The following is a 17,613-nucleotide window of genomic DNA, read 5'->3' on the forward strand; positions in this document are numbered from 1 at the left end:
ACGAGGCAGATTGGTCATGGGCGCAAGGTCAAAAACTCTCGGTGAATTGGCCCTGACCGCACGAGGTGGACGCAATCCAGCGGTCACAGGCCTGGCCGTGGACAGCCGAGAGGTCAGGGATGGATTCCTCTTTGCCGCGTTGCCGGGCACCCGCGTGCATGGTGGCGAGTTCATCCAATATGCCCTGCGCATGGGGGCCGTCGCTGTTTTGACGGATGCAAAGGGGGCCGAAATCGCCAGGGACGAATTGGCAGCTTCTGATGCGGCACTGGTCGTGGCCGAGGACCCGCGTCAGGCGCTGGCCTATACCGCGGCGCTCTGGTTCGGTGCCCAGCCAGAGACCATGGTGGCGGTGACCGGCACCAACGGAAAGACATCCGTCGCCACTTTCATACGCCAAATCTGGATCGAACTGGGCCACAGCGCTGTCAATCTGGGTACAACCGGCGTCGAGGGCGCATGGACCGCGCCGCTGGCCCACACCACGCCCGAGCCAATCACTTTGCACCGGACGCTGGCCGAGGCTGCGGCCAACGGCATAACCCACGCGGCGATGGAGGCTTCCTCGCATGGTCTGGAACAGCGTCGCCTGGACGGCGTCCGGCTCAAGGCGGCGGGGTTTACCAATTTTACCCAGGACCATCTGGATTATCACGACACGTTCGAAGCCTATTTCGCCGCCAAGGCGGGTTTGTTCCGCCGCGTGTTGCCGCCCGACGGAACGGCAGTGATCAATCTGGACGACCCCAAGGGCGCGGAAATGCGCGCCGTGGCCGCCGCGCGCGGACAGGAGATTCTGACCGTCGGACGCACGGGCGGTGATCTGAGTCTGCTGAACCAACGCTTTGACGCCACCGGGCAGGATTTGCGGTTTTCCTGGCGCGGCAAGACGTTCCAGTCCCGGCTGAACCTGATCGGTGGGTTTCAGGCGGAAAACGTGCTACTGGCCTGCGGGCTGGTCATTGCGGGCGGTGATGACCCTGAGCGAGTATTCGAAACCCTGCCGCATCTGACGACCGTGCGCGGGCGGATGCAGTTGGCCGCCACCCGTGACAGCGGGGCGGCGGTCTTTGTCGATTATGCTCACACACCCGACGCGGTGGCGACCGCGCTCAAGGCCATGCGCCCGCACGTGATGGGCCGGCTGATCGCTATCGTAGGTGCCGGTGGCGACCGCGACGCTACCAAGCGCCCGTTGATGGGCCGGGCAGCGGCGGAAAATGCCGACATCGTATTCGTCACTGACGACAACCCGCGAAGCGAAGATCCCGCAACCATCCGGGCCGCCGTGATGGGCGGAGCGCCGGAGGCCACCGAGGTGGGCGACAGGGCCGAGGCGATCCTGCGCGGTGTCGACGCCCTGCAACCGGGTGATGCGCTGCTGATTGCGGGAAAAGGCCATGAAAGCGGGCAGATCGTGGGGGATCAGGTTTTACCGTTTGACGACGCCGAACAGGCCAGTATCGCCGTGGCCGCGCTGGATGGGAGGGTGGCATGACGCTCTGGACCGCAGACGAAGCCGCTCGCGCTACCGGAGGGCGCGTAACTGCTGACTGGCAGGCAAATGGCGTTTCAATTGATACCCGCACTCTGCAGAAGGGCGATCTTTTCGTGGCTCTCAAGGCCGCGCGCGACGGGCATGACTTTGTAGCGCAGGCGTTGGAAAAAGGCGCAGGCGCCGCGCTGGTTTCGCGCGTTCCCGAAGGCGTGTCTGCCGATGCGCCGCTCTTGATTGTAGAGGATGTGCAAGCCGGTCTTGAAGCACTCGGTCGGGTCGCGCGTGCCCGGACAGTCGCCAAGGTCGTGGCGGTTACTGGTAGTGTCGGCAAGACCTCGACCAAGGAAATGCTGGCAGCGATGCTGGCGGGTCAGGGTAAAACCCATGCCAGTGTCGCCAGCTACAACAACCACTGGGGCGTGCCACTGACGTTGGCGCGGATGCCGCGCGACACCGAATTCGCGGTCATCGAGATCGGCATGAACCACCCCGGAGAGATTGCCCCGCTTGCCCGTCAGGCCCGCCCGCACGTCGCGTTGGTCACCACCGTGGCGGCCGTGCATCTTGAGGCGTTCGACTCGGTCGCAGACATTGCTCGCGAAAAGGCCGCCATCTTCGACGGGCTGGAGTCGGACGGCACAGCCATCGTCAATGCCGACATAGATCACGCGGGCATCCTGCGCAGTTTTGCCGAACGGCAGGGTGCCCGGATCGTCGAATTCGGGAAAAAAGCGTCTGATTACAGACTTTTGAATGTAATCAGTCGGGGTGACGAAACCCGCGCTCGCGCAGAGTTTGATGGATCGGGGTTCGAATTCGAAGTCCTTTCCGCCGGAACCCATTTCGCGATGAACGGCCTTGGTGCTCTGGCCGCCTGCGTTGCGCTGGGCGTAGATCTGGACCGGGCCGTTGACGGTCTGCGCCGTTGGACCCCCTATGAAGGGCGCGGTGTACGCGAAAGGATCTCGCTGCCTGGCGGCGGTGAGATCGAGTTGCTTGATGACAGCTACAACGCCAATCCGACATCGATGGCCGCGGCGCTGGACGTTCTGGCCGCGGCCTCGACCATGCGCCGCGTGGCGTTTCTGGGCGACATGAAGGAGCTTGGGTCGCAAGAGGCGGAGATGCACGCGGCAATGGCCGGGATCGACGCCATGGCTCGTGTCGATATGGTTCACTGTATCGGCCCGCTGATGCGGGCGCTGCATGCGGCATTACCTGACAGCAAGCGCGGTTTGTGGACCGAGACAAGTGCAGAAATGGCCGACCGCCTTGCACAGCTTGTTCAGGCTGGCGACGCCGTGCTGGCCAAGGGGTCGCTCAGTATGGGGCTCGCGAGGATCGTTGACGGCGTACGAAAAATGGGGCAAGGCCCCGCGGTCGAGGGATGACGCGCGCGTAAGGAAGGTTTCGAGATGCTCTATTGGTTGACGGCCCTGTCGGACGGAGGCGATTTCTGGAACCTCTTCCGTTATATCACCTTCCGCGCGGGTGGGGCTTTCATGACGGCGCTCATCTTTGGCTTCCTGTTCGGCAAACCGCTGATCAACGTGCTGCGCCGCAAGCAAGGCAAGGGCCAGCCTATCCGCAACGACGGCCCCGAGGCGCATTTCTCCAAGGCCGGAACGCCTACGATGGGTGGGTTGCTGATCGTGGGCGCGCTGGTGACCTCGACGCTTTTGTGGGCGCGGTTGAGCAATCCTTTCGTGTGGCTGGTCCTGTTCGTGACGCTGGCCTATGCGGCAATCGGTTTTGCCGACGACTACGCCAAGGTGTCCAAGCAGAACACCAAGGGCGTGCCGAGCAAGCTGCGGCTGGCGCTGGGCATCATCATCGCGGTGATCGCGGCGCTCTGGGCCACGTTCAACCACCCGGCGGAGCTTCAGAACCAGCTGGCGCTGCCGGTGTTCAAGGACACGCTGATCAATCTGGGCCTTTTTTATATACCGTTTTCCATCTGCGTCATCGTCGGTGCCGCCAACGCGGTGAACCTGACCGATGGTCTGGACGGGCTGGCGATCATGCCTGCGATGATCGCCGCCTCGACGCTGGGAATCATCGCCTATGCGGTGGGGCGGGTCGACTTTACCGAGTATCTGGACGTGCATTACGTGCCGGGAACCGGCGAGATCCTGATCTTTACCGCTGCCCTTTTCGGGGCGGGTCTGGGCTTTCTGTGGTACAACGCGCCGCCTGCTGCGGTGTTCATGGGGGATACCGGCTCGCTTGCGCTGGGCGGGGCGCTGGGGGCGATTGCGGTGGCCACCAAGCACGAGCTGGTGCTGGCGATTGTTGGCGGGCTTTTCGTGGTCGAGGCGCTGAGCGTGATCATCCAGGTGCTCTATTTCAAACGCACCGGCAGGCGGGTGTTCCTGATGGCGCCGATCCATCACCATTACGAGAAAAAGGGCTGGGCCGAGCCGCAGATCGTCATCCGGTTCTGGATCATCTCGCTGATCCTGGCGATGATCGGACTGGCGACGCTGAAGGTTCGGTAGCGTCGAACTGTCCGAATTGTACAGGGTTTGAAGGACGTGTTGACCGAATTGTACCAGTCGGCCCTGTCAACCTTTTGGCAGGATTTCCACTTTCCGCCCCATCCCGGCGCGCGGCGTTTACCCGCGATCAATGAAGGTTGACGCTTTTTCAATCGCCGGGAGTTTGTATGCTGAGGCGAGTTGGTTGGTAACGTCCGGCCCATTCCTCCCGGATCAAAATGCTCCTCTCGCAAAAGCCCTGAGCTCGGACCTCCCACCCGCTTTTCAAATCGGTGACGATCCGTTAGCGAGGAAGCCGGAACATGTGAGGGCAGGTGGATGATCCCCGTCAGAGGATTTGACAATCAGAAAGTTGCGGTGCTGGGGCTGGGCCGGTCGGGGCTGGCGGCGGCGCGGGCGCTCAGGGCGGGCGGGGCGGAGCCTGTGTGCTGGGACGACAACCCGGCCGCGCGCGAGGCGGTGGAGGCCGAGGGCTTTGTCTGCGCCGATCTGCGCCGTCAGGGCGCGTTTGACGATGTGGCGGCGCTGATCGTCAGTCCGGGCATTCCGCATCTTTACCCAGAGCCCAATCCGGTGGTGCGCGCGGCGCTGGACGCGGGCGTGCCGGTGGACAATGACATCGGTCTGTTCTTCCGCTCGTTCGCGGGGCCGGACTGGAACAATTTCGACCGGCCGCCGCAGGTTGTGGCGGTGACCGGATCGAACGGGAAATCGACCACGGCGGCGCTGATCCATCACATCCTGACCGAGGCCGGGCGGCCCTCGCAACTGGCGGGCAATATCGGGCGCGGAGTGCTGGATATCGAGCCGGGTCAGGATGGCGGCGTGGTGGTGCTGGAACTTTCGAGCTATCAGACCGAGCTGGCCCGCGCGCTGACGCCGGATGTGGCGGTGTTCACCAACCTCAGCCCCGATCATCTGGATCGCCACGGCGGCATGGGCGGATATTTCGCCGCCAAGCGGAGGCTGTTTGCCGAAGGCGGGCCGGACCGGGCGGTGATCGGCGTGGACGAGACCGAAGGCGCGTTCCTGGCGGGGCAGATGTCTGAAGGGCCGGGCGATGACCGGGTGATCCGCATTTCGGTCGCGCGCAAGCTGACCGGGCCGGGCTGGCAGGTTTTTGCCCGCAAGGGGTTTCTGGCGGAATATCGCAAGGGACGGCAGGCGGCCTCGATCGATCTGCGCGGTATCCGGGGGCTGCCGGGCGCGCATAACCACCAGAATGCCTGTGCCGCTTACGCGGCCTGCCGCACGCTGGGACTGGCGCCGAGGGTGATCGAGGCGGCGCTGCACAGCTTTCCCGGTCTGCCGCATCGCAGCCAGATCATCGCCGAGGCGCGTGGCGTGACCTATGTGAACGATTCCAAGGCCACCAATTTGGACAGCGCGGTCAAGGCGCTGGGCGCGTTCCGCAAGATCCGCTGGATCTGCGGCGGGCTGGAGAAAGACGGGGGGCTGTCGCCGTTGAACGCGGCGTCGGGCGAGGTGATCAAGGCCTATGTCATCGGGCGCGAAGCGGCGGGGTTCGCCATGCAGCTGGAGGTCGAGGCCGAGGTCTGCACCACCATGGCGGCGGCGGTCGAGCGGGCGATGGCCGAGGCGCAGGAGGGCGAGACGGTTCTGCTGGCCCCGGCGGCGGCGAGTTTCGACCAATATGACAACTTCGAGCGGCGCGGCGAGGATTTCACAGCCGAGGTGCGAGGCCGGTTGGCCGGGTAGGGGGCGCTGCCCCCGGCGCGCGGGGGCGCGCGGCTCTACCGGAGTATTTGGGAAATGATGAAGGCCTCAGCGGGTGGTCGCGGCGATGGCGGTGCCGGCGGCGTGGCCCGAGGACCAGGCCCATTGGAAATTGTAGCCGCCCAGCCAGCCGGTCACATCCACTGCTTCGCCGATGGCGTAGAGGCCGGGCAGGGATTTGGCCTGCATCGTTTTCGAGGACAGCGCACCGGTGTCGATGCCGCCCAGGGTGACCTCGGCGGTGCGGTAACCTTCGGTGCCCGAGGGCGTCAGTTGCCAGTCGCTGAGGGCCGCACAGAGGGCGGCGAGCCTGGCGTCGGACTGGTCGGCGAGATTGCCATCGAGCGGCAGGATCGGTTTGAGGTGTTCGACCAGCCGCGCCGGCAGGTGGCGCGACAGTTCGGTCGTCAGCGCCTTGCGGCCTGAGTGCTGGCGCTGGCTGCGCAACTTTTCGCAGAGGTCGGTATCGGGGATCAGGTTGACCGAGACCGCCTCGCCCTCGCGCCAATAGCTGGACAGCTGGAGGACGGCGGGGCCGCTGAGGCCGCGATGGGTGAAGAGGAGGGCTTCGTCGAAACTGGCGCGCGCATTGGAGAGCCGGACGGGCAGCGAGACCCCCGCGAGGTCGCTGAACCGGCCTTCGGGAAAGGTGAAGGGGACCAGCGCGGCGCGGGTATCGGTGACCGGCAGGCCGAATTGCCGGGCGATGTCGTAGGCAAGGCCCGTGGCGCCCATTTTGGGGATCGACTTGCCGCCGGTGGCGAGCACCAGGTTGGCGCAGGTTGCCTCGACCCGGTTGCCGGCGCGGTCCAGCCCCAGCGCAAAGGCACCGTCGCGGTGATGCAGGTCCGCCAGGGTGGTGGACAGCCACAGCTCGGCCCCGGCCTTTTCCGCCTCGGTCACAAGCATCGAGACGATCTGTTTCGAGGAGCCGTCGCAGAAAAGCTGCCCCAGCGTCTTTTCGTGCCAGGCTATGCCGTGGCGGTTCACCAGATCGATGAAATCCCATTGCGTATAGCGGGCCAGTGCGGATTTGCAGAAATGCGGGTTCTGCGACAGGAAATTTTCGGGGCCCGCGTACAGGTTGGTGAAATTGCAGCGACCGCCGCCCGAGATGCGGATTTTCTCGCCCGGAGCGCGCGCGTGATCGATCACCAGCGTGCGCCCGCCGCACCGGGCGGCGCACATCAGGCCGGCGGCCCCGGCGCCCAGGATGATCGTGTCGAACCTCATGCCCCGGCCTTGGCGCGGATTGACGCCAATGACAAGAGGAAGAGGCTGGCCTGAAAAGGATTTTGCCTGTAGAATCGCGTTCAGATCCCGAAAACGGGACGTGTACGAGGCAGATAGTGGCGGTAATCTCATGACTGAGATGGTGTATGGTGCCGTGCCCGAGAGGCGCGGCGAACCGATCCTTCCCAAATGGTGGCGGACGATCGACAAGTGGACGATGTCCTGTGTGCTGATCCTGTTCGTGATCGGCCTGTTGCTGGGGCTGGCCTCGTCCCCGCCGCTGGCATCGCGAAATGGCTTCGATCCGTTCCACTATGTCGAGCGGCAGGCGTTTTTCGGCGGGCTGGCCGCCGTGGCGATGCTTTTGACCTCGATGATGTCGCCGGTGCTGGTGCGGCGGCTGGCAGTGATCGGCTTTGTCCTGTCTTTCGTGGCGCTGGCGCTGCTGCCGTTTCTGGGCACCGATTTCGGCAAGGGCGCGGTGCGCTGGTACAGTCTGGGATTTGCCTCGGTGCAGCCTTCGGAGTTTCTCAAGCCCGGCTTCATCGTCGTGGCCGCCTGGCTGTTTGCCGCTGCGCAGGAGATCAATGGCCCGCCGGGGCGTCTGTGGTCGTTTGCGCTGTGCATGGCGATTGTCATGATGCTGGTGTTGCAGCCCGATTTCGGGCAGGCCTGTCTGGTGTTGTTCGGCTGGGGCGTGATCTATTTCGTGGCCGGAGCGCCGATGCTGCTGATGCTGGGCATGGCCGGGGTCGTGGTTCTGGGCGGCATGCTGGCCTATTCCAATTCCGAGCATTTCGCCCGTCGCATCGACGGGTTTCTGAACCCTGACGTCGATCCGACCACGCAGCTGGGCTATGCCACCAACGCCATCCGCGAGGGAGGGCTGTTCGGCGTTGGCGTCGGCGAGGGACAGGTGAAATGGTCGCTGCCCGATGCCCATACCGATTTCATCATCGCGGTGGCGGCCGAGGAATACGGGCTGATCCTGGTGCTGATCGTCATCGCGCTTTACAGCCTGATCGTGGTGCGCTCGCTGTTGCGGCTGATGCGCGAGCGGGACATGTTCATCCGTCTGGCGGGAACCGGTCTGGCGTGTATGTTCGGCGTTCAGGCGATGATCAACATGGGTGTCGCGGTGCGGCTGTTGCCGGCCAAGGGCATGACGCTGCCCTTCGTCAGCTATGGCGGTTCGTCCCTGATCGCTGGGGGCATTGCGCTGGGCATGTTGCTGGCCTTTACCCGCACGCGGCCGCAGGGCGAACTGGGTGACATTCTTCGCGGACGGGGATGATGGGCAAGCCGTATCTTCTGATCGCCGCCGGGGGAACCGGCGGTCATATGTTTCCGGCTCAGGCGCTGGCCGAGGCGATGCTGAAACGCGGTTGGCGGGTGCGCCTGTCGACGGATGCGCGCGGCGCGCGCTATACCAAGGGCTTTCCGCATTCGACCGAGATTGCCGAGGTCGCCTCGGCCACGTTTGCGCGCGGCGGGCTGGCGGCCAAGGCGCTGGTCGGGCCGACGATCGCGGGGGGCGTCACCAGCATGGCGTTCCAGATGCTGCGCGACCGGCCCGACGTGGTGGTGGGCTTTGGCGGCTATCCGTCGATTCCGGCGCTGGGCGCGGCCACGATGCTGCGCGTGCCGCGCATGATCCATGAACAGAACGGGGTGCTGGGTCGGGTCAACCAGATATTTGCCACCCGCGTCGCTCATGTCGCCTGCGGCGTCTGGCCGACGCAGCTGCCCGAGGGGGCGCATGGCATCCACACCGGCAACCCGGTGCGTGCGGCGGTGCTGGAGCGCGAGGCCGCGGGGTACATCCCGCCCGGCGACTATCCGATGTCGATCCTTGTCATGGGCGGGTCGCAGGGCGCGCGCATCCTCAGCGATACGGTGCCCGGCGCGATTGCGGCGCTGCCCGAGGGCATGCGCCAGTATATCCGCGTGTCGCATCAGGCCCGCGAGGAAGATGGCGAGCGCGTCACCGCCTTTTACGACGCGCATGGCATCAAGGCCGATGTGAAGCCTTTCTTTCAGGATATCCCCCGGCGGATGTCCGAGGCGCAGCTGGTCATCAGCCGGTCGGGCGCGTCCAGCGTGGCGGATATTTCCGTGATCGGGCGGCCCTCGATCCTGATCCCTTTTGCTGCCGCCGCAGGCGATCACCAGACCGCCAATGCCCGCGGGCTGGTTCAGGCCGGGGCCGCGATCATGATCCCCGAAAGTGCCCTTGACGTTTCCGCCCTGTCGGAGCAAATCACGACGATTCTGACCAACCCGCAAGCCGCCCAGAAAATGGCCCGCGCCGCCCGGTCGGTCGGGGCGCCCGACGCGACCGAGCGTCTGGTCGCCCTTGTCGAAGAACTGGCGCGAGAGGAGACCGCATGACCCCCGCAACCAAACTGCCGCAAGACGTAGGCCCCATTCATTTTGTCGGCATTGGCGGCATCGGCATGTCGGGCATCGCCGAGGTGTTGCTGAACCTTGGCTATCAGGTGCAGGGGTCGGACCTGAAGGGGTCAAAGATCACCGACCGGCTGGAGCGCCTTGGGGCACGGATCTTTGTCGGCCAGAGCGCCGAGAACCTGGAAGGGGCCGAAGTTGTCGTGGTCTCGACCGCGATCAAGCGCGGCAATCCCGAACTGGACGGCGCGCGGGCGCAGGGCCTGCCGGTGGTGCGGCGCGCGGACATGCTGGCGGAACTGATGCGGCTGAAATCCAACATCGCGGTTGCCGGGACGCATGGCAAAACCACCACGACCACGATGATGGCCGAGCTGATGGTGGCGGGTGATTTCGACCCGACCGTGATCAATGGCGGCATCATCCACGCCTATGGCAGCAATGCCCGCATGGGGCAGGGCGAGTGGATGGTGGTCGAGGCGGATGAGAGCGACGGCTCGTTCAACCGTCTTCCGGCGACCATCGCCATCGTCACCAATATCGACCCCGAGCATATGGAGCATTGGGGCGATTTCGACACCCTGCGCGACGGATTCTACGAATTCGTCTCGAACATTCCTTTCTATGGTCTTGCCGTTTGCTGCACCGATCATACCGAGGTGCAGGCGCTGGTGGGGCGCATCACCGACCGGCGCGTGCGCACCTATGGGTTCAACGCGCAGGCGGATGTGCGGGCGGTGAACCTGACCTACAAGGGCGGTGTGGCGCATTTCGACATTCATCTGCAGCACGAGGACAAGGTGATCGAGGGTTGCACCCTGCCGATGCCGGGCGATCACAACGTATCGAACGCGCTGTCGGCAGTGGCGGTGGCGCGGCATCTGGGCATGAAGGCGGCGGAAATTCGCGAGGCATTGGCCAGGTTCGGCGGCGTCAACCGTCGCTTTACCAAGGTTGGCGAAGTGAACGGCGTCACCATCATCGACGATTACGGCCATCACCCGGTCGAGATTGCCGCTGTGCTCAAGGCCGCGCGTCAGGCCACGGAAGGCCGGGTGATCGCGGTGCATCAGCCGCACCGCTATACCCGCCTGTCCAACCTGTTCGACGATTTCTGCACCTGTTTCAACGATGCCGATGTCGTCGCCATCGCCGAGGTCTATGCCGCCGGCGAGGACCCGATCGAAGGTGCCAGCCGCGACGATCTGGTGGCGGGCCTGATCCGCCACGGCCACCGCCACGCCCGCGCCATCCTGAACGAGGACGATCTGGAACGCCTGGTGCGCGAACAGGCCCGCCCCGGCGACATGGTTGTCTGTCTGGGGGCCGGGACGATCAGCACCTGGGCCAATGGCCTGCCCGAGAGATTGGAGAGCCAGTAGCCCGGGTTGGCAGCCGCGCGTCGCTTCAAGTGCCTGTGACAGCGAGACTATTTGCCGCCTCGGAAACAATAAAGTTGGATTATTCGCGTTCTGCGCGTATTCTGTAGCCGCCGGACAACGATCCGGCCTAGTCGTAAAGACGTAAGGGGTACAATATGGCGCAGGAGCTCAAGCGCCGTATAGGGTTGGGTCTGTTGACCGCCTATGGCGTTGGCGTGATGGTCGGCGCGGGTATCTATGTGCTTGTCGGTGCCATTGCAGCGGATGCCGGGATCTGGGCTCCGCTTGCCTTCGTTCTGGCCGGTCTCATCGCTGCGCCCACTGCATTGAGCTATTCCGAGTTTTCCACCCGCCTGCCGGAGGCGGCGGGCGAGGCGGCCTATGTGGGCACTGGCCTGAGCAGTCAGGCGCTGGCGCTTTTGGTGGGTCTGGCGGTGGTGGCCGCCGGGACGGTGTCTGCCGGGGCGGTGCTGCGCGGCGGGGTGGGATACCTGACCCATGCCATCGATGTGAACGCGACGGTGGCGATACTGGTGCTGGGCCTCGCCCTGACTGCCGTTTCCGTGTTCGGCGTGCTGGAAAGCCTTGCGCTCGCCGCGATCTTTACCGTGATCGAGCTGACCGGTCTGGGGCTGGTCAGCTGGGCGGGGCTGAGCGGCGAGGCGTCTGCGGACTGGACAATGGCCGCGCCTCCGGTCTGGACCGGGATCGGGCTGGGCGGTGTGCTGGCCTTTTTCGCCTTCATCGGGTTCGAGGACATCGTCAACATGGCCGAAGAGGTGGACCGACCGGAACGGACCATGCCGCGCGCGATCCTGATTTCGCTGGCGATTACCTCGGTGATCTATTCGCTGGTCAGCTGGGCCGCGGTGCGGGCGGTGCCGCTGGCCGAGCTGTCCGCCTCGACCAGCCCGCTGGCGCTGGTCTGGCAGACCGCGCGTGGCGGGTCGGGCGAGTTTCTGTCGGCCATCGCGGTGTTCGCGGCGCTGAATGGGGTGCTGGCGCAGATCGTCATGGCCAGCCGGGTTCTGTTCGGACTTGGCAAGCGCAACCCGGCTTTGGGCGTCTTTCATCAGGCGCATCCCCGGCTGGGGACACCGGTGCTGGCCACCGTGCTGATCGGAGCCGTGGTGATCGGTGCCGCGCTGTACGTTCCCTTTGCGACGCTGGCAGAGACCACATCCGCGATTCTGCTGGGCGTTTTTGCTCTGGTCAACCTCGCGTTGATCGTCCAGAAGCGGCGCGAACCCGATGCCCGATTCCGCGTGCCGATGGCGGTTCCGGTGCTGGGCCTTGTCTTGTCTTTAAGCGCGCTTGCCGTCGCCATAGGAGGGATCGCATGAACCTGCTGGTCGTTCTTGCCATCGCCTGGGTCTTTGCCGCGACCGCCGTGGCGTTTCTGCCGATGCGCCGCCAGTATGCGCCGGGCGTCATCCTGCTGGCCGCTGCGCCGGTGCTGATCGCAGCCCTTTGGATTCATTACGGCTGGGTTCTGGGGCTTGCGGCGCTGGCGGGATTCCTGTCGATGTTCCGCAATCCGCTGATCTATTTCTGGCGCAGGTGGCGCGGTCTGGAACCGGAGGGGCGGAAATGACGATTTCCCTTACTCTCGCCTGCATCTGGGCCGTTGCGGCAAATGTACTCGCCTTGACTCCGAGCAAGGACAACCACTGGCGCAAGGCCTATGCCCTGATTGCCGTCGGCATCCCGCTTGTGGGGTATGTCACCTTTGAAAACGGCCCCTGGATCGGGTTGATCGTACTGGCCGCTGGCATGTCCATGCTGCGGTGGCCGGTGATCTACCTGACCCGCTGGGTGCGGATGAAGCTGCTGGGGCCGAAGGCGGCGAAGAAATAATTCGGAGACCTCGTCATGGGGAATATCGCTACTCTTGCCTATCTGCCGCTGATCGCGCTGGTAACCGGCCTTCTTGCCGGGTTCGTCGCGGGCCGCTGGATGGGATTTCGCAACCTGCTATGGCTGATCGGCCTGACCTCGGCGGTGGCGCTGGGGCTGATCATCATGCTGACCACGGTCGGCACCGGCGAGGAGGAGCGCGCCTTTGCCCCCTTTGTCTGGCTGACCGGCGGCGTGCTGCCGTTCCTGTTCGCGGTGATCATGGGCGGCGTCGGCGGGCGCAGCCTGGCCAATCGCGCTGGTGCCTGACCGCTCGCGTTAGGGCCTTGGCCCCGACAGGCGCCACACCGGAACCTCGCCCAGCCCCTTGATGTCAGCTGGTCCCAAGGAGGTAAGGTCGAACCGATCTCTCAGCGCCTGCTCCATGGCGGCGCTGATCAGGGCGGTTCCGGGTTCGGCCAGTGTCTGCAGCCGGCTGGCAAGGTTGACGGTGTCGCCCCACAGGTCATAGCCGAACCGCGACTCGCCGATCACCCCGGCCAGCACCGGCCCGCAATGCAGGCCGACCCTGATTTGCAGCCGCTCATCCTGTGCCGCGTCGAGTTCCGCTGCGTGGGCCAGCATGTCCAGTGCCAGCCCCGCCGCCGCGCCTGCGGCGTCCGGGTGCGTCTGGGGCACGCCGCCAGCCACCATATAGGCGTCACCGATGGTCTTGATCTTTTCCAGCCCGTGCCGGTCCACCAGCCCGTCAAACGTGTTGAACAGATCGTCCAGCGCCGAAACCACCGCTTCGGGCGTCTTCCGCGCCGCCAGCTCGGTAAAGCCCACGACATCGGCAAACAGAACCACCGCATTTGGCACGGTATCGGCGATGCGTTCCTCGCCGCGCTCCATCCGGGCCACGATGCTGCCCGGCAGGATACGGGTCAGCAGGTCGAAATAGCGCGACTTCTGGCGCTCGATCTCGCGCTCGCCGAGAAATTCGTGCCGCCGCAGCATGTTCAGCTGGTGCACGGCAAAGCCGCCGACCAGAAGCACCACCAGATACTGGAAATAAATCGTCACCAGACTGCCGAAGGCCAGATCCCGAGCCAGCGTGAAGCTGAGTGCAAAGACAAGGGTGCAGACCGATCCGATCGCGACGGCGGTGGTGAAGCTCAGCGGCAGGATGAAGAACAGAAACATCTGGATGATCACAAAGCCCGAGAGGTATTCGTCGGGGGTATCGGCGATCAGGTTGAGGAAAGCATAGCACAGCGTCGCGGTGCCGATGGCGATCCATGCCAGTATCCCGGGCCGTTGCCGGAACGCGCTGACATAGGTCATCGCATAGATGGAACCTGCGCCGGGGAGTGCCACGATCAGGCGGATCAGTACCGCCATGCCGGCCTTTTCCGGGATGACGGCCCAGTCGAGCAGGGCAAAGATCAGGCTGGCGGCCCCGGCCAGAACCGCCGACAGCCGGTATCGTTTCAGATCGCGCTCGCGTCGGGCCTCCTGAAACCGGCGCTCCAGATCCGGGTCGGCAAGCCGGGCGGTCAGCTTGTCGATGTCTGGCAGGTCGGGTCCGGTTCTTCGTGACATGGTGCCGGCAATCGTGCCGGGCAAAGGCTTGCCGATCAAGGGCCGGTTTTCCCGCGTCGGGGCGGTCTTGGGCGTTGTTCCGGAGGGCAAACCCGGATAAATGCACCGAACCGGCCAATATGAAAGAGACCCATGATCCCGACCGACACGATCCGCGGCAGACTGACACCCAACCGGGCGCTGTCCGACCTGACCTGGTTGCGTGTGGGCGGGCCTGCCGACTGGCTGTTTCAGCCCGCCGACATTGAGGATCTGCAGGAGTTTCTGCGCCTTTTGCCCGCGGATGTGGCCGTGTTCCCGATGGGTGTGGGATCGAACCTGATCGTTCGTGACGGCGGTCTGCGCGCGGTGGTGATCCGGCTGGGGCGGGGCTTTAACGGCATATCGGTCGAGGGCAATACAGTTGCCGCCGGGGCGGCCGCGCTGGACGCGCATGTGGCGCGCAGGGCGGCGGATGCGGGTGTCGATCTGACGTTTCTGCGCACCATTCCCGGCTCGATCGGCGGCGCGGTGCGGATGAACGCGGGCTGCTATGGCAGCTATGTGGCCGATGTGTTTCGGAGCGCGACCGTGGTGACGCGCGGCGGCGAGATTGCTGAACTGACCGCAGCCGAGCTGAACTTTCGCTATCGCCAGTCCGACCTGCCGGAAGGCGCGGTGCTGGTGTCCGCGACATTGCAAGGCCCCTCGGGCGATCCGGATGAATTGCACGCCCGTATGGACGCGCAACTGCAAAAGCGCGACGAAACCCAGCCCACCGGGGATCGCAGCGCCGGGTCCACGTTTCGCAACCCGGCCGGGTTTTCCTCGACCGGGCGGGAGGATGACGTGCACGACCTCAAGGCGTGGAAAGTGATCGACGAGGCCGGTTTGCGCGGCGCCCGAAAGGGCGGGGCGCAGATGAGCGAGAAGCACCCCAATTTTCTGATCAACACCGGTGACGCAACCGCCGCAGACCTCGAAGGTCTGGGCGAAGAGGTGCGAAAAAAGGTTTACGAAACAAGCGGCATCACGCTAGAGTGGGAAATCATGCGGATCGGTGATCCGCTTAAAGAATAAGAGCCGAACCCGCCGACCAGAACAGGCAAAACAAGGCGGCGGATCAAAGGCATAACACAGCAGCACGGGCCATCGAATAAGGTCCGGGGACATTGAGGCGCACGAACGTGGGTAGGTCGAGCAGGACAAGCCCCAAAGTGGCGGTATTGATGGGTGGACCTTCGAAGGAACGCGAGGTCTCGCTCAGCAGCGGGCGCGAATGCGCTGCCGCCCTCAGGGGAGAAGGCTTTGAGGTGGTCGAACTGGACGCTGGTCCCGACCTTTATGCGCGCCTTCAGGAGATCAGGCCGGACGTGGCGTTCAACGCCCTGCATGGACGCTGGGGCGAGGATGGTTGTGTGCAGGGGCTGCTGGAATGGCTGCGCATCCCCTATACCCATTCCGGGGTTCTGGCCTCGGCGCTGGCGATGGACAAGCAGCGCAGCAAGGAGGCGTTCCGCGTCGCGGGCCTGCCGATTGCCGACAGCGTGATCGTGCCGAAATCGGCGGTGATGGCCGATCATGTCATGGACGCGCCTTACGTGGTCAAGCCGAACAACGAGGGTTCCAGCGTCGGAATATATCTGGTGTTCGACGGTGCAAACTCGCCGCCGAAACTGTCGGAGGACATGCCCGATCAGCTGATGGTCGAACAATATGTGGCGGGCCGCGAACTGACCGTATCGGTGATGGATGGCCGCGCGCTGACCGTGACCGAGATACTGACCGACGGCTGGTACGATTACGACGCCAAATACAAGCCCGGCGGCTCGCGCCATGTGCTGCCGGCTGACATCCCGTCCGAGATTTTCGATCTGTGCATGGACCATGCCCTGCGCGCCCATGAGGTTCTGGGCTGCAAGGGTGTCAGCCGCACCGACTTTCGTTGGGATGACAGCAAAGGCCGGGACGGACTGTTTCTGCTGGAAACCAACACCCAGCCGGGCATGACGCCGACCTCGCTGGTGCCCGAGCAGGGCCAGCATTGCGGCATGAGTTTCGGCGAGCTGTGCGGCTGGATGGTGGAGGACGCCTCATGCGACCGGTAATTCCTCATCGCGAGCTTGTGGCCTATCGGGAAAAGCCACTGACCGCCGGGGATGCCGAATTCGAGGCGGCGGGCACGCCCGAGGGCCGCGCCAAGCCCCGGTTCCGGCTGCGGTTGCCTGGCCGGTCGGGCCGCAAGGCCGATCCGGCCCCGTCGCGGCTGAGCTTTCGCTTTCAGCGCTGGATGCTGACCCCCGGCATACGGTTGGGGTTACGCATGGGCATCCCTTTCACCGTCGTGTTCGTGGCCGGAACCGCGTTTTTCGCCGATGACCAGCGCCGCGCCGCAGTACATGGTTTTGTTGCCGATCTGCGTACCTCGTTCGAGGAGCGCCCCGAGTTCATGGTCAACCTGATGGCCATCGATGGGGCGGGCACGAACCTGGCCGAGGATATCCGCGAGGTGGTGCCGCTGGATTTCCCGATCAGTTCCTTTGACCTGGATGCGGACCAGATCCGCGAGACTATCGCCGGGCTTGACCCGGTCAAGTCGGTGAGCGTTCTGATCCGGCCTGGCGGTATCCTGCAGGTGGACGTGGTCGAGCGCGAACCGATGGTGGTCTGGCGCACCCGCGAAGGGATCGAGCTGCTGGACGAAACCGGCGCGCATGTGGACAACATCGCCGCGCGGACCGACCGCTCTGACCTGCCGGTGATTGCCGGCGATGGCGCGGATGCCCATGTCGGCGAGGCGCTGGCGCTGATGCGTACGGCGCAGGCGCTGGGCGACCGGGTGCGCGGGCTGGTGCGCGTGGGCGAGCGGCGTTGGGATCTGATCCTCGACCGCAACCAGCGCATCATGCTGCCGACCGAGCGCCCGGTGCAGGCGCTGGAACGGGTGCTTGCGGTCAGCGAGGTGCAGGATCTGCTGGAGCGCGACGTGGCGGCGGTGGACATGCGTCTGGGATCGCGGCCAACCATAAGAATGAACGAAACCGCCAGCGCAGAATGGTGGAATACGGAAGTAACGGTAAAGAGCGGGCAATAGCATGATGATGACGGATCTGTATCAGTCACAACGGGCCATGCGGCAGATGCGGCGGCAGGCGATGCAACGGGGCGTGGTGGCCATTCTGGACGTGGGCAGTTCCAAGATAGCCTGCCTGGTGTTGCGTTTCGACGGGGCTGGAAAGCTGAGCGAGGACAATTCCATTGGTTCGATGGCGGGCCAGACCGGGTTCCGGGTGATCGGCGCCGCGACGACCCGTTCGCGTGGGGTGCAGTTCGGCGAGGTCACCGCTATGCAGGAGACCGAACGCGCCATCCGTACCGCCGTGCAGGCGGCACAGAAGATGGCCGAGATCCGCGTCGACCATGTCATCGCCTGTTTTTC

16 protein-coding genes and 1 pseudogene are annotated in these 17,613 nt (G+C 64.7%); 15 read left to right on the top strand and 2 right to left on the bottom strand.

The window, feature by feature from the left end; translation table 11 throughout:
• Window positions 1-16 precede the first annotated feature (16 nt).
• The 4 genes from AC2FLX_RS06850 (at window position 17) to murD (ending at window position 5,715) form a co-directional block, all read left to right on the top strand.
• Window positions 17-1,498 carry a UDP-N-acetylmuramoyl-L-alanyl-D-glutamate--2,6-diaminopimelate ligase gene (locus AC2FLX_RS06850; RefSeq protein ID WP_496809970.1) on the top strand — a complete coding sequence of 494 codons (1,482 nt, stop codon included), beginning with the start codon at window positions 17-19 and terminating at the stop codon, window positions 1,496-1,498.
• Window positions 1,495-2,889 (top strand): UDP-N-acetylmuramoyl-tripeptide--D-alanyl-D-alanine ligase, encoded by a 1,395-nt coding sequence (locus AC2FLX_RS06855; RefSeq protein ID WP_496809971.1) that lies wholly within the window; start codon window positions 1,495-1,497, stop codon window positions 2,887-2,889. Before AC2FLX_RS06850 ends, AC2FLX_RS06855 begins: the two co-directional genes overlap by 4 nt.
• Window positions 2,890-2,913: 24 nt before the next feature.
• Window positions 2,914-3,996: a phospho-N-acetylmuramoyl-pentapeptide-transferase gene (gene mraY, locus AC2FLX_RS06860; RefSeq protein ID WP_480749152.1), complete on the top strand. Its 1,083-nt coding sequence runs from the start codon at window positions 2,914-2,916 to the stop codon at window positions 3,994-3,996.
• A gap of 318 nt (window positions 3,997-4,314) precedes the next feature.
• Window positions 4,315-5,715 carry a UDP-N-acetylmuramoyl-L-alanine--D-glutamate ligase gene (murD, locus tag AC2FLX_RS06865; RefSeq protein ID WP_496809972.1) on the top strand — a complete coding sequence of 467 codons (1,401 nt, stop codon included), beginning with the start codon at window positions 4,315-4,317 and terminating at the stop codon, window positions 5,713-5,715.
• A 66-nt stretch (window positions 5,716-5,781) separates the two neighbouring features.
• On the opposite strand, the gene AC2FLX_RS06870 is transcribed toward murD, so the two are convergent.
• The gene (locus tag AC2FLX_RS06870; RefSeq protein ID WP_496809973.1) at window positions 5,782-6,966 is read right to left on the bottom strand and encodes a BaiN/RdsA family NAD(P)/FAD-dependent oxidoreductase; all 1,185 of its coding nucleotides are present in this window, start codon (window positions 6,964-6,966) and stop codon (window positions 5,782-5,784) included.
• Window positions 6,967-7,096: 130 nt separating this feature from the next.
• Between AC2FLX_RS06870 and ftsW the strand changes: the two genes are divergently transcribed.
• From ftsW to AC2FLX_RS06905, 7 genes are all read left to right on the top strand, one after another.
• Window positions 7,097-8,260 (top strand): putative lipid II flippase FtsW, encoded by a 1,164-nt coding sequence (ftsW, locus tag AC2FLX_RS06875; RefSeq protein ID WP_480749155.1) that lies wholly within the window; start codon window positions 7,097-7,099, stop codon window positions 8,258-8,260.
• Window positions 8,260-9,357, top strand: coding sequence for a UDP-N-acetylglucosamine--N-acetylmuramyl-(pentapeptide) pyrophosphoryl-undecaprenol N-acetylglucosamine transferase (locus AC2FLX_RS06880; RefSeq protein WP_496744641.1), 1,098 nt, complete (start codon window positions 8,260-8,262; stop codon window positions 9,355-9,357). The genes ftsW and AC2FLX_RS06880 overlap by 1 nt, the downstream gene beginning before the upstream one ends.
• Complete coding sequence (gene murC / locus AC2FLX_RS06885) at window positions 9,354-10,754, top strand: UDP-N-acetylmuramate--L-alanine ligase (protein WP_496809974.1); 1,401 nt, start codon at window positions 9,354-9,356, stop codon at window positions 10,752-10,754. Before AC2FLX_RS06880 ends, murC begins: the two co-directional genes overlap by 4 nt.
• Window positions 10,755-10,909: 155 nt before the next feature.
• Window positions 10,910-12,097, top strand: coding sequence for an APC family permease (locus AC2FLX_RS06890; protein ID WP_496809975.1), 1,188 nt, complete (start codon window positions 10,910-10,912; stop codon window positions 12,095-12,097).
• On the top strand, window positions 12,094-12,348 hold the full coding sequence (locus AC2FLX_RS06895) for a DUF2484 family protein (protein WP_496744645.1): 255 nt from the start codon (window positions 12,094-12,096) through the stop codon (window positions 12,346-12,348). Before AC2FLX_RS06890 ends, AC2FLX_RS06895 begins: the two co-directional genes overlap by 4 nt.
• Window positions 12,345-12,611, top strand: a complete 267-nt coding sequence (locus AC2FLX_RS06900) for a DUF2484 family protein (protein WP_480749160.1) — start codon at window positions 12,345-12,347, stop codon at window positions 12,609-12,611. Before AC2FLX_RS06895 ends, AC2FLX_RS06900 begins: the two co-directional genes overlap by 4 nt.
• Window positions 12,612-12,626: 15 nt before the next feature.
• A complete protein-coding gene (locus tag AC2FLX_RS06905) occupies window positions 12,627-12,920 on the top strand; it encodes a hypothetical protein (protein WP_480749161.1) in 294 nt (97 codons plus the stop codon).
• Between the two features lie 9 nt (window positions 12,921-12,929).
• Here AC2FLX_RS06905 and AC2FLX_RS06910 read toward each other — a convergent pair whose 3' ends face one another.
• Window positions 12,930-14,234 (bottom strand): adenylate/guanylate cyclase domain-containing protein, encoded by a 1,305-nt coding sequence (locus AC2FLX_RS06910; RefSeq protein WP_496809976.1) that lies wholly within the window; start codon window positions 14,232-14,234, stop codon window positions 12,930-12,932.
• Between the two features lie 93 nt (window positions 14,235-14,327).
• On the opposite strand from AC2FLX_RS06910, the gene murB reads away from it, so the two are divergent.
• The 4 genes and pseudogenes from murB to AC2FLX_RS06930 all read left to right on the top strand — a co-directional run.
• Window positions 14,328-15,254, top strand: coding sequence for a UDP-N-acetylmuramate dehydrogenase (gene murB / locus AC2FLX_RS06915; RefSeq protein ID WP_496809977.1), 927 nt, complete (start codon window positions 14,328-14,330; stop codon window positions 15,252-15,254).
• A gap of 107 nt (window positions 15,255-15,361) precedes the next feature.
• The gene (locus AC2FLX_RS06920; RefSeq protein ID WP_496809978.1) at window positions 15,362-16,282 is read left to right on the top strand and encodes a D-alanine--D-alanine ligase; all 921 of its coding nucleotides are present in this window, start codon (window positions 15,362-15,364) and stop codon (window positions 16,280-16,282) included.
• On the top strand, window positions 16,270-17,268 hold the full coding sequence (locus AC2FLX_RS06925; protein WP_496809979.1) for a cell division protein FtsQ/DivIB: 999 nt from the start codon (window positions 16,270-16,272) through the stop codon (window positions 17,266-17,268). The genes AC2FLX_RS06920 and AC2FLX_RS06925 overlap by 13 nt, the downstream gene beginning before the upstream one ends.
• 7 nt (window positions 17,269-17,275) lie before the next feature.
• A pseudogene (locus AC2FLX_RS06930) lies at window positions 17,276-17,613 on the top strand (cell division protein FtsA); the annotation flags it as partial.

The organism is Ruegeria sp. YKSF57, assembly GCF_059612585.1.

Coding starts and splice junctions, on each gene's coding strand:
- AC2FLX_RS06850 (WP_496809970.1), top strand. CDS start 17: ATGGGCGCAAGGTCAAAAACTCTCGGTGAATTGGCCCTGACCGCACGA.
- AC2FLX_RS06855 (WP_496809971.1), top strand. CDS start 1,495: ATGACGCTCTGGACCGCAGACGAAGCCGCTCGCGCTACCGGAGGGCGC.
- mraY (WP_480749152.1), top strand. CDS start 2,914: ATGCTCTATTGGTTGACGGCCCTGTCGGACGGAGGCGATTTCTGGAAC.
- murD (WP_496809972.1), top strand. CDS start 4,315: ATGATCCCCGTCAGAGGATTTGACAATCAGAAAGTTGCGGTGCTGGGG.
- AC2FLX_RS06870 (WP_496809973.1), bottom strand. CDS start 6,966: ATGAGGTTCGACACGATCATCCTGGGCGCCGGGGCCGCCGGCCTGATG.
- ftsW (WP_480749155.1), top strand. CDS start 7,097: ATGACTGAGATGGTGTATGGTGCCGTGCCCGAGAGGCGCGGCGAACCG.
- AC2FLX_RS06880 (WP_496744641.1), top strand. CDS start 8,260: ATGGGCAAGCCGTATCTTCTGATCGCCGCCGGGGGAACCGGCGGTCAT.
- murC (WP_496809974.1), top strand. CDS start 9,354: ATGACCCCCGCAACCAAACTGCCGCAAGACGTAGGCCCCATTCATTTT.
- AC2FLX_RS06890 (WP_496809975.1), top strand. CDS start 10,910: ATGGCGCAGGAGCTCAAGCGCCGTATAGGGTTGGGTCTGTTGACCGCC.
- AC2FLX_RS06895 (WP_496744645.1), top strand. CDS start 12,094: ATGAACCTGCTGGTCGTTCTTGCCATCGCCTGGGTCTTTGCCGCGACC.
- AC2FLX_RS06900 (WP_480749160.1), top strand. CDS start 12,345: ATGACGATTTCCCTTACTCTCGCCTGCATCTGGGCCGTTGCGGCAAAT.
- AC2FLX_RS06905 (WP_480749161.1), top strand. CDS start 12,627: ATGGGGAATATCGCTACTCTTGCCTATCTGCCGCTGATCGCGCTGGTA.
- murB (WP_496809977.1), top strand. CDS start 14,328: ATGATCCCGACCGACACGATCCGCGGCAGACTGACACCCAACCGGGCG.
- AC2FLX_RS06925 (WP_496809979.1), top strand. CDS start 16,270: ATGCGACCGGTAATTCCTCATCGCGAGCTTGTGGCCTATCGGGAAAAG.